The organism is Cytobacillus oceanisediminis 2691, assembly GCF_007678455.1.
In the GTDB taxonomy this organism is placed as follows: Bacteria; Bacillota; Bacilli; order Bacillales; family Cytobacillaceae; genus Mesobacillus; species Mesobacillus oceanisediminis_A.
The window spans coordinates 20,096-35,487 of record NZ_VEEP01000008.1 but is presented as its reverse complement, the minus strand read 5'-3'; the positions used below and the strand labels follow the sequence as shown (position 1 = coordinate 35,487).

The window sequence follows — 15,392 nt, the reverse complement described above, 5'->3', positions numbered from 1 at the left end:
GTATATTTTTATTTAGAATTTTCAATTATCTTGGTATAATATTTCGTAAGACGAAAAAATATTGGGGGAATTCAAATGTCTTTGCATACATATCCATATCCGTCCCAGCGAATGGCGGCGGTAGCGCGCAATGGGATGGTCGCTACATCACAGCCCCTTGCTGCGCAGGCTGGGCTGGATATTTTAAAAAAGGGCGGCAACGCGATTGATGCGGCGATTGCAACAGCAGCATGCCTGACGGTCGTTGAACCAACTTCAAACGGGATTGGCGGCGACGCGTTCGCGCTCGTCTGGGTAAAAGACAAGCTTTATGGCCTGAATGCGAGCGGTCCTGCACCGCAATCGATTTCGATTGAAAAAGTAAAAGAGCTTGGCCATGAAAAAATGCCTTCGCATGGCTGGATTCCGGTCACGGTTCCGGGGGCGCCATCTGCCTGGGCGGAGTTGTCAAAGAGGTTCGGGCGTCTGCCGCTAACCGAAGTTTTGCAGCCGGCAATCGAATATGCTCGCAATGGCTATCCGCTGACTCCGATTCTCGCAAAATATTGGAAGGGTGCTTATAACGCCTACAAGAGCCGTTTTCAGGGCGAGGAATACGATGAGTGGTTCCGTATCTTCGCTCCTGAAGGCAGAGTGCCTGACGCCGGTGAGATGTGGAAATCGGAAGACCATGCGAATACACTCCAGGAAATCGCCGAAACGAATGGTGAAAGCTTTTACCGCGGCGCACTTGCTGAAAAAATTGCCGCTGCCTCTAAGAAAGCTGGCGCATTCTTAAGTAAGACTGATCTTGAAAACTATCATCCGGAATGGGTAGAGCCCATCTCAGTATCCTACCGCGGGCACGAGGTCTGGGAAATCCCGCCGAACGGGCAGGGAATCGTAGCTTTGATGGCATTGAATATTTTAAAAGGATACGAGTTTACTCATCGTGATGATGTCCGTGGAGTCCACCTGCAGCTGGAAGCGATGAAGCAGGCGTTCACGGATGGAAAGGAGTATGTCACCGACCCTAAGACGATGCAGGCGAAGGTAGCGGACCTGTTATCAGAGCAGTATGGTGAGGAAGCGCGAGCTAAAATTTCCGATGAAGCAAGAATGCCTGAACCGGGTTCACTTCCAAAAGGAGGAACGGTCTATCTTTCTACAGCGGATGGCGAAGGCAACATGGTTTCGTTCATCCAGAGCAACTATATGGGCTTCGGCTCTGGTGTGGTCGTTCCGGGAACAGGCATCGGCCTGCAAAACCGCGGACATGATTTCTCGCTTGACCCCACTCATGCGAATGCACTTGCTCCTGGCAAAAAGACGTACCATACAATCATTCCGGGATTCATCACGAAGGATGGCCAGGCAGTCGGCCCATTCGGCGTAATGGGCGGCTATATGCAGCCACAGGGTCATGTCCAGGTTGCGATGAATATGATTGATTTCGGAATGAATCCGCAGGCTGCGCTGGATGCACCTCGCTGGCAATGGACTAGCGGAAAACAGATTGAAGCAGAGCATCATTTCCCAAACCATATCGTCAAAGAACTAGCTAGACGAGGGCATCAGATGAAGGTGGCGTACGATGGAGGAGGTTTCGGCCGAGGCCAGGTTATTATTCGTGATCCAAAGACGGGCGTCCTGACCGGCGGAACCGAAATGAGAACTGACGGTGCCATTGCCTGCTGGTAATATTATAGTCTAATGAAGGAACACTCCATCACGAGTGTTCCTTTTTGCTATTCTGTAAAATCATTACAAACAGTCCATTTCTCTGGAAACAAGCAGAAAAAAATTTTTTCGACAAACTCCTTAGCCTGTAATCCTTATAAACCCTTACTGTTACTGACGAATTTACCACGGTATGAAAAATATCGACATAGTAAGCGATTACATTTTTTAAACATAATGTATTGACCAGCCTGGACATTATATGGATAATTAAATTAAATTTTCTAAAGATTTAGTTAAATGACATATTTAAGAGTTGGAGGGATTTACTTGATTATTTTAATTGGCCTGCTGGTGATTACCGGCATCAGTCTATTCATGGGTTTACGGAAAAACAAGGTGGTTTTTCTGGCAATCCCATTCCTGAGCATCTTTCTCTACTTCCTCATCCAGATCATCATGGTCCCGGCCCCATTTTTCGAAACGTTAAAGTTCATCTTCAGTCTGAGCTAAATTTTTTTCCGTAAACAAATCGGTATCAACCTTGCCTGGCGCAGGGTTCATATAATCAAAATTTGAAAAAGGAGTGGGGAAGCTTTTAGAATGATAGGCTGTGACCGTCCATCATGAAGGAATATAAAAAGGGGATTAGCAAAACCAAAGGGGTGTAAATGTGAAGAAAATTGATAAGTCAGTTGCTGACGCGTATTTCCGTGAAAAAACCCGTAACATGATCGTTTATTTCGTCATCTGGTTTCTCGTTTCGTTCGGTGCAGTGTTGATTGCCGAGCCTCTGAGCGAGATTTCAATCGGCGGCTTCCCGTTCCACTACTTCATGGGAGCCCAGGGTGCGGTTGTGACGTTCATCATCCTGCTGTTTGTCAACGCCAAGCTTAGCGACAGCATCGACAAGAAGTATGGAATTGACGAAGAGAAGAATGTAAAGCTGAACGAAGGAAAGAGCCTGGACCATTAAGTCTTTGGAAATGACAAAAAGAGCGTTTGAATAAGGGGGAGAACTTTGGATACACAATTCTTGGTCTCATTATCTATTATTTTAGCTACATTCGGTTTGTATATCGGGATTGCGGTCTACAATACAGCTAAACAAACGTCAGACTTCTATGTTGCCAGCCGCGGAGTACCGCCAATTTTCAACGGCATGGCAATCGGAGCTGACTGGATGAGTGCCGCTTCCTTTATCGGGATGGCCGGTACGATCATGCTGCTCGGCTATGACGGCCTGGCGTATATCATGGGCTGGACGGGCGGATATTTGCTTCTGACCTTCCTGCTTGCACCGCAGCTCAGGAAGTATGGGCGATACACGGTTCCTGAATTCATCGGTGACCGCTTCAACAGCCATACAGCACGCGTTATTGCGGCCATTTCAACAATCATCATCAGCTTCACGTATTCAATCGGCCAGCTTTCCGGTTCCGGCGTGGTGATCGGGCGCCTTTTCGAAATCGATGCAAAGGTTGGCACGATGATCGGGGTTGTCCTGATTGCATTCTATGCTGCTTTCGGAGGTATGAAAGGAATTACCTGGACACAAGTTGCTCAGTATATCATTTTGATCATTGCCTACCTGATTCCGGTTATCTTCATGTCCCTGCAAATCACGAGCAGCCCGCTGCCATGGCTTTCTTACGGCGAACTGGTCGGGAAAATGGGTGAACTCGACCGTGAGCTTGGCATTTCCGAATATTTTGCACCATTCACGAACGGCACAAAATGGCAGTTCCTTGCCCTTATGTTCACATTGATGGCCGGTACGGCGGGACTTCCGCACGTAATCGTCCGTTTCTATACGGTTTCTACGATGAAGGCTGCTCGCTGGTCAGGCGCCTGGGCACTTCTTTTCATCGGCTTGCTTTACCTGTCTGCACCTGCGTATGCGGCATTTTCACGTTTCATCCTGATGACAAAAGTAGCCGGCAGCAAAATCAGCGAGCTTCCTGCATGGACGAAAACCTGGGTCGATACTGGCAAGCTTCAGGTTGCCGACGGAAACGGCGATGGAGTCCTGCAATGGAGTGAATTGATCATCTCCAACGATATCGTCGTAATGGCGACGCCTGAAATCGCCAACCTTGGCGTATTCGTCATCGGCCTTGTAGCGGCAGGCGCTATGGCTGCAGCCCTTTCTACAGCAGGAGGCTTGATGATCGCCATTTCCTCAGCGTTTGCGCACGATATCTATTACCGAGTCATGAAGCCAAATGCTACTGAAAAAACGCGTCTGAACGTAGCGCGTATCTCGATCGTTGTAGCGACTTTATTTGCAGGCCTGATTGCCCTTAACCCTCCTGGGGCGATTACGCAGATCGTGGCCTGGGCGTTTGCGCTTGCCAGCGGTACATTCTTCCCGGCACTAATCCTTGGTGTCTGGTGGAAGCGTTCCAATGCACAGGGTGTCATCGCCGGCATGGTCGTCGGTCTGGCCGTGACATTGGGATATATTTTCGCCGCAAAGTACGGCGGCTATACGATTCTTGGCATTATCGACACCGGTGCAGGAGTATTCGGCGCTACAGCTGCGATTTTAGCAAACGTGATCGTATCGCTTGCCACTCCGGCTCCATCGCAAAAAATTCAGGAAGAAGTCCTCGACCTTCGTTATCCTGAACAGATGTCTTACAAGAATGGCGAAGTCTGGATGAATGATGATGGAACAAAAGCTCTATAAAGAAATCTGGAAGGCCGTGCAGTTCCATCCCCTGTTTCAGGGGTTGGATGAACGCACGGCCCTTTCCCTTGTCGAGGAATGTGGAGCATTTTCTTATGGGAAAAGGGAAATGATGCTCCAGGCGGACACACCACGCCAGGGGCTTTTGTTGATTTTACAAGGAATCGCCGAGGTATTCGTAAAAAATGCCGCCGGGCAGGAAGAAATATTGGAGGTCATCCAAAAAGGGGAAATCGTCGGTTTTTCAAGCCTCGCGGAATTCCTCGGATTTACGAAGGCCGATAAATCACAAACCAATGTTGAGGTCAGGGCAGTTGATGATGTCCGGGCCCTGCTGATTCCTTTTTCCGTTCTGGCAAAGAGATGGGATGACCAGGATGTCCATGACTATCTGCTGACCCAGGTGTCAATCCGGCTAAAAGATGTGTATGGATCGCTTGCAGAGCAGGTGAAGATGGCCAGGGGAATCGGCGAAGGCGAGACGATTCTAGCAAGGGTGCAGGACATGATGTCGGAGAGCATCGTCTCCGTTTCCCCGGAAACAAGCATAAAGGACACTGCCCTGAAAATGTCCGAGCATAAAACAAGCTCCGTGCTGGTACTGGAACAACAAGAACTGAAAGGAATCATCACCGAGCGGGACATCGTCGGCCGGGTGGTGGCAGAGGGTCTGTCATTTGATGAACCATCCAGACTCGTCATGACTGAGGACCCGGTGACGATCTCAAGGTTCTCTTATTATTATGATGCATTTTCAGAAATGCTTTTGAATGGCATCAAGCATTTGCCGGTCGTTGACGATGGCCAGGTGTCTGGGATTGTTACATTAACCGACTTGCTTAGAAAAAAGAATGACAGTGTGATGAGGACAATCAAGAAAATCGAGGGGGAAAATGAAGCGAGCCTGCCTGAGGTTAAAGCCGCAATCTATGAAATTACCGATACATTGATGCGGGACTCTGTTCCTTCACTGGCGCTGCTAGATATCGTGACAAAACTGTATGATAGATTGATCGGCAGGGCAGTGGAGCTATCTGTTGAGGCAGTTGGGGAGCCGCCTGTACCGTTTGCGTTCTACTTGATGGGATCTGCGGGCCGCGGTGAGCAGTTCATGCTGACAGACCAGGATCATTTTCTTGTATATGCCGATACGAAGGAACATGGCTATTTTGAAAAATTAGGCGGGGAAATCACCGCCAAGCTCGAGACCGCAGGCTTTGCCCGCTGCAAAGGTCTGATGATGTCGAGTGAAGAACAGTGGAGAGGGACGGTGCTGCAATGGCAGGAGCGTGTCCGAAAGTGGATGCTGCAATCGACGAATGAGAATATCCTGCTGGCCCAGAATTTTTTCTCTTATCGATTTGCGGTTGGAAGCGAACAACTGAACAAGGAATTCGAAGCAAAAATCGGCGAACTGCTCGACCGCTCTAAAATATTCCTGTATCGCATGGTCCAGGCAGAAAAGGAGCAGGAAATCCCGACTCTGGATGAACCAATACGCGCCCTGTTCAGACTCGGCCGGAAAAGCATCGACATGAAAAAAGAAGTCTTGTTCCCATTCCATCACAGCCTGCAGATTCTTTCGCTGTATTATGGCGGCATCCCGGGAATGCCCCTCGAGAAAATCGGAGCATTAAAGGAGAAAGGCGTTTTTACGGAAGGATTCACACAAGACCTGAGAGAAGCCATCAGCCATGTACTTGACCTCTATATCAGGCAAAGATGGACAAATAGCGAAAGCAGCACCATTCTATCATTCACCACCATGTCCACCAGACAAAAAGACGAACTCATCCTGAGCCTGCGCACACTCCGCGAACTACAAGGTATGGTATATGCTAGATTCTCAGTCTGAGAAATCGACAAGTTTGGTGACAGGCACCATGAAAATCACGCGAACGTAAACCTGATCGTTACTGGATTCGTCAAAATTGGGCGGTGCCAGGCACCGAAGTGGAAAGGAGGCTGGCATGTTTTTTCAAAAAAGGAGTATTTCCTGCCCGCTTTTGTATGAAAAAATACCTTTATCGACTGGAATCGATGATCTTTCTTTTATTGTTTTCGACACGGAGACGACTGGTTTTCAGGTGGCGACTTCTGACCGGCTCATTGAAATAGGTGGAGTTCCGGTAAAAGGCCTGAAGGTGATGGAAAATGATCGTTTTCAGACATATGTAAACCCTGAGCGACAAATTTCTCGGGAAATAATTGAGCTGACGTCGATTACAAATGAAAAGGTGGCTGGCGCGCCGAAGGCATCTGAAGCGATCTCCGATTTCTTTGATTATGTTCAATCCCACGAAGCGGTATGTCTTGTCGGCCACTATGTCGGCTTCGACCATCTCGTGCTGAAAAGCGAGCTCAAACGGGAAAAGCTGGCCCTGAAAAAGCTGTTCACCATCGATACACTTGACCTGATCGGCTTCATTGCCCCATCCTACGATATGCGCGATTTGGAACGATACGCCATGGCATTCGGAACAAGGATTTATGACCGCCATAGCGCAATCGGCGACGCATTGACGACGGCGTATCTTTTCACCGAGCTGCTGCAGCAGTTCAAGGGCAGGGGAAATTCCACCTGGGGTGAGCTGATCAAAGCGACCGATAGCCAGATGCGGTCGATGCAGTTTTGATTGTTTCATTAATATGGAATAATGTGTAAAATGAAAACAGTGGATTATTGCTTTCGCCTGCTAAGTTTGTTTCAACTTATTAGGTAAATGAGGGAAATGCATGGATGTAGTCCAGATTGTCTTTTTAATTTTGTTATGGGGAATACCACTCGTCCGGTTTATAAAGATTTATAGAAAACTGGATAAAGAGGAACAATCAGAAATAAAAGCAGCCTTGAAAAGTCCCTTATATTATCTTGATGATGGATTTAGGCATATCGGTATGCTTTTGATGTTTACGGGGATGATTACATGGATTTCTATAATCCAGCATATCGGTATCTCGTTGATTTGCATTAGCTGGTTTTATGGCGGCCTAGAACTCATAGATGTGAGCTATAAAAAAGGTTTTGGAATGATGTCATTTTCTGTGATAGCAGCAGGGGCTTATTATTTGCTATGGATATAGTAAGAGTGCGATTTCAGCAAGAGGAAGGGTGTAATATGTTAAAAATACAAAATATCATACCTAATCTTTCTGTTATTATGGTCTTACTTATTGTTTACTTATCTACTATTCCTGGATATATAAAAGTAGTCCTTGCGATCTTTGGATTAACATTCATAATACCGGCAGCGAGAGAGGTTATGTTCGAAAATAAACTGAGAAAGATAAAAGTGGCTCTTTATACTTCACTTGCTTTTTCGATCGGATTGCTGCTTTTTTCTGCCATGCAGAGTATAGCACATTTAGGCCACGAAATTTTTGTTGGCTTCATGCTTGTCTTTTTCTTTAGCGGTATCGGGATTTTCTGTTATGGAATTCCCTCCTCTATCATCGCAGAGCTTGTTTCTCGACGGTTCAAGAAGTTTCGTGCTCTGGTATCTGGTTCAATACACATCGGATTTGGACTTCTTACTGCGATTTTTGGACTGTCAGACTACATGGAACCAGGTGTTTTCATGTTGCCAACATTATGTTCGGCCATTTTCTTTTTAATTGATGAATATACAAGAAGACAAGTAAAAAATGCTTAGAGATCCCTCTAAGCATTTTGTGTATTATTGAATATTGATCAATGCCCCGTTTTTAAAAGTAACAATGACTTGTTGTCCGGCCAGCTCTTGATATTTCCGGGCCGTACCGTATGACACCTTCAAAGGTATCGCCTTCCCATCTGTTTCGAACTCGACGGTGAAATTATCGGCTGCTCCGTTAACGGTTGCTTCCATAACTTCAATGTTACCTGGGATGAGCAGGTGTTGGCCGATCAACACCATATCTTTCTTCAACCCATTTGCGTCTTTTAATTCTTTTAGGCTAACTCCAAACCGCTTGGAAATATTATATAACGTGTCTCCAGCATTCACTTCATAAAATTCTTCGTGTGTATCATAACCATGAGTCGGTACGGATAAGGCTTGTCCAACATAGATGGAATCAGTGACCAATTTGTTTTCCTTTTTCAAGTCGGTAATGGCCACTCCATATTTCTTTGCCAGGGAAAACAATGTGTCCCCTTTTTTAACAATATAGGTTCCTGCTTCTGCCTCTACTGGCACCTCAAGTTTCTGGCCGGTCCTAATGAAATCTGAACGGAGTGAATTAACCTCTTTCAGCATTTCAACTGAGGTATCATATTGCTTTGCCAGGCTGTAGAGGGTGTCTCCTTTTTTCACAGTATAAAAGGATCCGACCGCATCTGTTTTCTTTTGGCCGACCCCGATCAGCAATCCTGCCGCAACCGATCCGGCTACCGCTGCACCAATTAATTTTCGATTCCTTTTTAAGGTTTTTCTGCGTTTTTCTTCTCTGATTCTCTGTTTTCTAGTCTGTCTGTAGGTAATCAAGTCTGCTTCTCCCCCAATGAAAAATAAACTCCTTTACAAAAATTCGTGCGGGAATAAGTTTTTATGTACTAAAAATGGGTATATAGGAAAGTTTTTCTGTAAAAAATAGTTGAATTTTTCAAAAAACTTACCTAAACCTTGTCCCTATTGCTTTTTTCGTGCATATATCCTCAACCAAGCTAATAAAATGTTACAAACCTGACAAAGAGAGTGTTTGAGGTGAGGAATCGTTTGAACAATATGAGGATTCAGCCGGGGACATGATTAATCTTAGTAATATCCAGAAGGACCATCCTTCTGCCGCAATGGGAGAGCATTCGCGGAATACAGTATTGGCCGATAAAAGCGAGTCTCATTTCACGCTTCTCACATCCAATTTAGGGAGGGCGAGTGGTGTGCACGATTACATCAAAGAGAGAACAATCAAGATTGGAAAGTATATCGTGGAGACGAGAAAAACAGTTCGCGTCATAGCGAAGGAGTTTGGCGTATCCAAAAGTACAGTCCATAAAGACCTGACAGAAAGATTGCCTGAGATCAACCCTGACCTTGCCAACGAAGTAAAAGAGATCCTTGATTATCATAAATCCATCCGCCATCTAAGAGGCGGGGAAGCCACCAAAATGAAGTACCGTAAAGAGGAAAGGGAAGAAGAACCTGTGAAGTGAAAAAATCCGAATGAAGCAGATGGGAGGGACCGTAATTCAGCTTTATAATCACTGCCGACATATCAAAAAAAAATGCCCAGCTTAGATCCAGAAAAGCCGGGCATCGCCACAAAAGGCGTGTATGATTCTGCTTTGATACATAGCGGAGGCTGCCGCCTTTTTATTATGGGGGGAAAAGGGACAGGCAGCCGAATCCATCCACCCGTGCCCCCTGTTCGTCTACCGTAAGCCGGTATTCTTCAGTCTTGCTTCCCGTTCGGCAGCTGCGCGTTCTGCTGCTGCCTTTTCCGCTGCTTCCCGAGCCTCTTCTTCCCTTCTGATTTCATTCGCTGCTGCGACGATATCCGGTCCAATAGAAAAAAGAAGCGTCTGCAGTTCTGAAATTTCCCTGCTTATGCTATTGATGGCGTTATTGATATACACCATTTCCTGCGCCTGCCAGCCGCTGTTAAGACTCCCCTTGAAGTCCTGCAGCCTGCTTTTAACCTCATTCAATTCCTGGGCGTATTCACTGATTCTATTTGCCTGTGCATACGCCTGGCTGACATTGATTTTCATCTGGATCACCTGCTCATATTTTTAGATTCTTTGATTATAGTATGTTTTTGAAAAAAATCCCAATGTTTTATAAAAATAAAATGGATTATTTTAGTTAAATTAGGGTTTATGTTACATTTTTTCAGGGTAAAAAGAACTAGTTTTATGATTTTGGAGAGCAAGTTGGCACCTTTAACATCCTTTGATACTTACATATAGTAAGTAAATTTAGGACCAATATCCCTATTTTTCCAATTAAGGGGGTAATTAGTTGAATATAATTCCTAATATTGTAAGATATTTATATATTTAGAGATGAACCTTAAGTTTGATGTAAAATTACACTTTTTGAGCTAACATGGTAAAAAATATGAAATTGCCACTATACATACTGTAGGAATATAAATATTGGGGCTGGGGAGGTTTTGAGGTGATTTTAACACTTTTTGACCGGAATCGGGTATTCGATCTCGTTTTACCTGAACGAGTCACTGGGAGATACATACTGAACACGGAAGACCCGGAGCAAAATCCGGTCGATATGCTGGCGGTGGAAGCGGAAGATGGCCAGTGGTACCTGAAGTCCAATAAGCATGCATTCATAAAGAACAACGCCAACGAAATACAATCAAAGGTCCTCATTGAACCATTCAAAACGTATAGTATTCACCGCAACGATGATCAATCCGCGTTAGTCTATGTCGAGCCGCAAACGGCAGACCGCAATGAATTCACAAAACATATCGCAACAAGCAATCTCATAAAAATCGGCCGTTCCCAGGACAGCCAGATTTGCTTCTCGAACAAACTAGTATCAGGTTCACACTGCGTCATCGAATACAGCAGCAAGGGCGAGGCTGTGATCAAGGACTTCAACAGTTCGAACGGTACATATGTCAATGGCGAAAGAATCAAGGAAAAGCAGCTGGCTGTTGGCGATGTCATTTTTATCATGGGCCTTAAGATCATTTTCAACGGCCGCCTGTTGTCGCTTAACAATCCACATAAATCTGTATTCCTTGACCGGAATGCGTTCAATTCCTTCATTGCCGAAAAGCCGGTAGTAGAGAAAGAAATCAACCTCGATGAAATACATATTGAAGAAGAAAATGATCAGCTTTTTTACCGTTCACCGCGTTTCAAGAGGGATATTGAGGAAACGACGATAAAAATCGATCCGCCGCCGCCGCAGCCGAATGTTGATGAAACACCGCTGATGCTCCTGTTGGGACCGTCCATCACGATGGGGATGGCATCCTTGTTCACCGGACTCCTGATGTTACAGAACGTCATGAGCAATGACGGGAATATCATACAGGCGTTGCCAATGCTTGTTATGTCGTTCAGCATGTTGATCGGTACCGTACTTTGGCCGATTTTAACAAAAAGATACGAAAAGAAGCGCCGGATCAAGCTTGAAGGCATCCGCCAGGAGAAATATTTGAAATACCTTGCAGACATGAAACAGGTTATCGCAGATGAGTGCAAGCACCAGAGCGAGATTCTGTTCGAAAACCATGTCACATTGGAAAACTGCCTGACAAGGATCAAGCGCCGCCAGCGGAATCTGTGGGAGCGCGGGATCGGGCAAAATGACTTTTTAAAAGTGCGTCTTGGGATCGGCGATTTACCGTTGAACGCAGAGATCAAATATCCGGAAAAACGCTTCATGCTTGAGGATGATAATCTTCAGGATGAATTGTATCAAATCGTGGAGCAGCCGCAGATTTTAAAGGATGTTCCTGTTACGGTCGACCTGACGGATGAACGGATCAGCGGCATCATCGGCAGAAGAGAAGAAGTGAAGAGCTTCGTTCAGGGGCTGATTTTTCAGTTGACAGCATTGCACAGCTATGACGAGCTGAAGTTGGTGTTCATCTATGATGACCATGAGCATGATACATGGAATTTCGTGAAGTGGCTGCCGCATGTCTGGGATGATGGCAAGACAATCCGCTTCGTCGCTACAGATGCGAATGAAATCAAGGAGCTTTCGGCTTACTTTGAAAAAGAAATTGCAGCGCGCCAGGCACTCGACGAGGAAGACCTAGCTGAAATCGAACAGCATTATATCGTGTTCTCAATGAGCAAGAGCCTCGCGTCAAAGGCTGAGATGATCAACCTCATATTAAAAGAAAAAAAGAATATCAGATTCAGCCTGGTCACCCTTTATGACGAGCTGAAAAACCTGCCGAAGGAATGTACGAATGTCATCGAGCTTGACAAGAGTTTTTCAAAAATCTATGACAAAGACGATATTTCCGGGAAATATGTAGGCTTCAATGCAGACAGCTACCTAGAGGAAAATGCTGAAGAATTGGCAGTAAAATTGGCCAATATCCAGCTGAATACCTCACAGAAGGCTTATACCCTGCCTGATATGCTGACATTCCTGGAAATGTTTGGCGTCGGAAAAATAGAGCATCTCAATGCGCTGACAAAATGGAAGGAAAACAATCCGGTCCATACGATTCAAACGCAAATCGGTGTCGATACGCAAGGCGACCCGTTCATGATTGACCTGCATGAAAAATACCACGGACCGCACGGCTTGATTGCCGGGATGACCGGTTCCGGTAAAAGTGAATTCATCATGACGTTCATTTTATCGCTTGCGGTCAATTACCATCCTGATGAAGTCGCATTCATCCTGATCGACTATAAGGGCGGCGGCATGGCGAACGCGTTCGAGGATCTGCCACACCTGGCAGGTACAATCACCAATCTCGACGGGGCAGCGGTCAACCGTTCATTGATTTCAATCCAGAGTGAACTGAAGCGCCGCCAGGCCATTTTTAGCGAAACGAGCCGGGTTGTTGACCAGAGCAATATCGATATCTATAAATATCAGAAGCTATACCGCGAAGGCATGGTAACAGAGCCGCTGCAGCATTTGTTCATCATTTCCGATGAGTTTGCCGAACTGAAGGCCCAGCAGCCTGAATTCATGGAGCAGCTTGTCAGTGCGGCCCGTATCGGCCGAAGCCTTGGCGTCCACCTGATCCTGGCGACACAAAAGCCATCAGGTGTCGTTGATGACCAGATCTGGAGTAACAGTAAATTCCGCATCAGCTTGAAGGTGCAGGAAAAAGCGGACAGTATGGAAGTCATCAAGCGTCCTGACGCCGCGGAGCTTAAGCAGACGGGACGTTTTTACCTCCAGGTCGGCTTCAACGAATTGTTCGAGCTGGGGCAGTCCGCATGGGCAGGTGCACCTTACTATCCGTCCGACAGAGTTGAAAAGCATAAGGATGACAGCGTCGTCGTCATCGATGACCTCGGCCGCGTCATCAAGAATGCCCGTATCGATAAGCGCAAGTTGGCTGTGAAGAACCCGCCGAAGCAAATCGATGAGATTACCGAGTACCTGGCTAAAATGGCGCAGCAGGAGAACATCAAGGTCCGCCAGCTGTGGCTTGAGCCGATTCCTGAACTGATTTACGTAGATAAGCTGAAACAGAAATATAGTGTCGTTCAGCAAGGTTTCCATCTGAATCCGATCATCGGCGAATACGATGATCCTGCGAACCAGAGACAGCTGGTCATGAGGATGCCGATCACTGAGGAAGGAAATGCCGTCATTTACGGAATTGCTGGCAGCGGCAAGACGACCTTCCTGACGACGATGCTTTACTCATTGATGGAAGAGCATACGCCGAACGAAGTGAATTTTTACCTGCTGGACTTCGGTTCCGAGACACTGGTCTGGTTCAAGGAAGCACCGCATGTCGGCGATGTCATGCTGTCGCATGAGAGTGAGAAGATCCACAATCTGTTCAAGATGCTGACAGGCGAGATTGAACGGAGGAAGAAGCTGCTTTCGAATTACGGCGGCGATTTTATTACCTACAACGAGATGTCAGGTGAGAGCCTGCCATCGATCATTGTGGCGATCCACAACTATGCAGCGTTCTCAGAGATGTTCGAGGAGCTCGAGGAAGGGATTTCATTCCTGACGCGCGAGGGCCTGAAGTATGGCATTTACTTCATCGTCACCGCGATCAATACGGGGGCGATACGCTACAGGCTGCTGCAGAACTTCAAGCAGATGTATGTGCTCCAGCTGAATGACCAGAGCGAATACTCTGGCGTACTGGGCAATACGGATGGTGTGTATCCATCCAAATCGAAGGGCCGCGGCATATTCAAGAACGATACCACATATGAATTCCAGACGGCCCATATCACAAGCGATATAGACAATATGTACACATTCATCACTGATTACTGCAAGGATTTGCGTGAAACCTGGACGCAGCCGGCCGCAATGCGCGTTCCGATCCTTCCGGAAAAAGTGGATCTGAACTATCTCCGTGATGAAGCAAAAAATATGACCAGCAACAAAGTGCCGGTCGGCATCGAGAAAAACTCGCTAAAGACAGCTCATTTCGATTTCCTTGGCAATTATATAAATGTCGTGGCGGCAATGCAAAACGACCAGTGCTCAAGCTTCATGCAGGGTGTCGCTGAAATGTTCAACGCTTCTGAAGGCAGGGAGCTGATCGTCATCGACCCTAATGAGCACTTTGCGGCGGGCCGCACGCAGGATTACAAGTATATCGTTGAGCCTGCTGAACTCGAAGACACAATCGTCTATCTGTTCAACACGCTCGTCCACCGCAACAATACGACGAAGGACGCGATCGAAGCGGGCGAACAGCCGCCAGTATTCGGCAACATCACCTGCGTCATCGACTCCTTTACAGATCTGATGATGTATCTGTCGCCGGACGGCCAGGATAAACTCAAGGTCTTCCTTGAAAAAGGAAATGGCCTGAATGTGAACCTGGTCATCTCCGACAGTGCCGATAAACTGAGCTCGGTTTCATTCGAAGCCTGGTTCAAGCAGCACGTATCGCTAAGCGATTTCATCTGGGCAGGCAACGGCATCACCGACCAGTACATCATGAAGATCGGCAAGGTGACAAACGATATGTACCAGGAAATCCCTCCAGGCTTCGGTTACGTTGTGACAAAAGGGAAAGCAACACTAGTGAAGCTGATAACCTCAGTTGAGAGCATGCAAGAGGAGGTAGCGTACCATGGATAAGGTGCTCGTAGAGGTCTTCATCCCCGCCTCGGAAAAATCATACGACGTCTTCCTGCCGCCCGAGAGCAAACTGCACGAAGTCGTCTTCCTGCTCGCCGGCACCATGACCGAACTGTCACAGGGATACTTCTCAGCAACAGCCGACACCATCCTCTGTGACCGCAAAACCGGCACCATCTTGAATATCAACCAGACCGTCGAGGAACATGGGTTGATGAACGGGGCGAAGTTGATGCTGATCTAGAGACATGGGGACGGTTCTTGTGTCACGGAAAGAGCGACGCAGGGGCGATGCACGTCTCACAGAATATGAACATATG

At 46.7% G+C, this 15,392-nt stretch carries 13 protein-coding genes; 11 read left to right on the top strand and 2 right to left on the bottom strand.

The genetic code is table 11. The features are described from left to right. Window positions 1-75: 75 nt before the first annotated feature. From FS736_RS16030 to FS736_RS15995, 8 genes are all read left to right on the top strand, one after another. Entirely contained in the window at window positions 76-1,680 is a 1,605-nt protein-coding gene (locus tag FS736_RS16030) for a gamma-glutamyltransferase family protein (RefSeq protein WP_144479084.1), read from the top strand. Window positions 1,681-1,989: 309 nt separating this feature from the next. Beyond that, window positions 1,990-2,172 carry a hypothetical protein gene (locus FS736_RS16025; RefSeq protein ID WP_144479082.1) on the top strand — a complete coding sequence of 61 codons (183 nt, stop codon included), beginning with the start codon at window positions 1,990-1,992 and terminating at the stop codon, window positions 2,170-2,172. 160 nt (window positions 2,173-2,332) lie between these two features. Further along, the gene (locus tag FS736_RS16020; RefSeq protein ID WP_144479080.1) at window positions 2,333-2,635 is read left to right on the top strand and encodes a DUF4212 domain-containing protein; all 303 of its coding nucleotides are present in this window, start codon (window positions 2,333-2,335) and stop codon (window positions 2,633-2,635) included. A 45-nt stretch (window positions 2,636-2,680) separates the two neighbouring features. Continuing rightward, a complete protein-coding gene (locus tag FS736_RS16015) occupies window positions 2,681-4,351 on the top strand; it encodes a sodium:solute symporter family protein (protein WP_144479078.1) in 1,671 nt (556 codons plus the stop codon). Continuing rightward, on the top strand, window positions 4,326-6,206 hold the full coding sequence (locus tag FS736_RS16010; protein WP_260983631.1) for a DUF294 nucleotidyltransferase-like domain-containing protein: 1,881 nt from the start codon (window positions 4,326-4,328) through the stop codon (window positions 6,204-6,206). The genes FS736_RS16015 and FS736_RS16010 overlap by 26 nt, the downstream gene beginning before the upstream one ends. A gap of 115 nt (window positions 6,207-6,321) precedes the next feature. Continuing rightward, window positions 6,322-6,987: a 3'-5' exonuclease gene (locus FS736_RS16005; protein WP_144479076.1), complete on the top strand. Its 666-nt coding sequence runs from the start codon at window positions 6,322-6,324 to the stop codon at window positions 6,985-6,987. Between the two features lie 100 nt (window positions 6,988-7,087). Then, complete coding sequence (locus FS736_RS16000) at window positions 7,088-7,435, top strand: hypothetical protein (protein ID WP_144479074.1); 348 nt, start codon at window positions 7,088-7,090, stop codon at window positions 7,433-7,435. Between the two features lie 35 nt (window positions 7,436-7,470). Continuing rightward, window positions 7,471-8,004, top strand: coding sequence for a hypothetical protein (locus FS736_RS15995; protein ID WP_144479072.1), 534 nt, complete (start codon window positions 7,471-7,473; stop codon window positions 8,002-8,004). 24 nt (window positions 8,005-8,028) lie between these two features. On the opposite strand, the gene FS736_RS15990 is transcribed toward FS736_RS15995, so the two are convergent. Continuing rightward, on the bottom strand, window positions 8,029-8,817 hold the full coding sequence (locus tag FS736_RS15990; protein ID WP_144479070.1) for a LysM peptidoglycan-binding domain-containing protein: 789 nt from the start codon (window positions 8,815-8,817) through the stop codon (window positions 8,029-8,031). A gap of 395 nt (window positions 8,818-9,212) precedes the next feature. Between FS736_RS15990 and spoIIID the strand changes: the two genes are divergently transcribed. Then, on the top strand, window positions 9,213-9,485 hold the full coding sequence (spoIIID, locus tag FS736_RS15985; protein WP_031307660.1) for a sporulation transcriptional regulator SpoIIID: 273 nt from the start codon (window positions 9,213-9,215) through the stop codon (window positions 9,483-9,485). A gap of 219 nt (window positions 9,486-9,704) precedes the next feature. On the opposite strand, the gene FS736_RS15980 is transcribed toward spoIIID, so the two are convergent. Further along, entirely contained in the window at window positions 9,705-10,043 is a 339-nt protein-coding gene (locus FS736_RS15980; protein ID WP_144479068.1) for a hypothetical protein, read from the bottom strand. Window positions 10,044-10,452: 409 nt separating this feature from the next. Between FS736_RS15980 and essC the strand changes: the two genes are divergently transcribed. Together essC and FS736_RS15970 are read left to right on the top strand one after the other, a co-directional pair. Further along, window positions 10,453-15,072 carry a type VII secretion protein EssC gene (gene essC, locus FS736_RS15975; RefSeq protein ID WP_144479066.1) on the top strand — a complete coding sequence of 1,540 codons (4,620 nt, stop codon included), beginning with the start codon at window positions 10,453-10,455 and terminating at the stop codon, window positions 15,070-15,072. Beyond that, window positions 15,065-15,316: a methyltransferase gene (locus FS736_RS15970; protein WP_144479064.1), complete on the top strand. Its 252-nt coding sequence runs from the start codon at window positions 15,065-15,067 to the stop codon at window positions 15,314-15,316. Before essC ends, FS736_RS15970 begins: the two co-directional genes overlap by 8 nt. Window positions 15,317-15,392 lie beyond the last annotated feature (76 nt).

Excerpts from the sequence above, each read along its gene's own strand:
- FS736_RS16030 (WP_144479084.1), top strand. The coding sequence starts at position 76 with ATGTCTTTGCATACATATCCATATCCGTCCCAGCGAATGGCGGCGGTA.
- FS736_RS16010 (WP_260983631.1), top strand. The coding sequence starts at position 4,326 with ATGATGATGGAACAAAAGCTCTATAAAGAAATCTGGAAGGCCGTGCAG.
- FS736_RS16005 (WP_144479076.1), top strand. The coding sequence starts at position 6,322 with ATGTTTTTTCAAAAAAGGAGTATTTCCTGCCCGCTTTTGTATGAAAAA.
- FS736_RS16000 (WP_144479074.1), top strand. The coding sequence starts at position 7,088 with ATGGATGTAGTCCAGATTGTCTTTTTAATTTTGTTATGGGGAATACCA.
- FS736_RS15995 (WP_144479072.1), top strand. The coding sequence starts at position 7,471 with ATGTTAAAAATACAAAATATCATACCTAATCTTTCTGTTATTATGGTC.
- FS736_RS15980 (WP_144479068.1), bottom strand. The coding sequence starts at position 10,043 with ATGAAAATCAATGTCAGCCAGGCGTATGCACAGGCAAATAGAATCAGT.
- FS736_RS15970 (WP_144479064.1), top strand. The coding sequence starts at position 15,065 with ATGGATAAGGTGCTCGTAGAGGTCTTCATCCCCGCCTCGGAAAAATCA.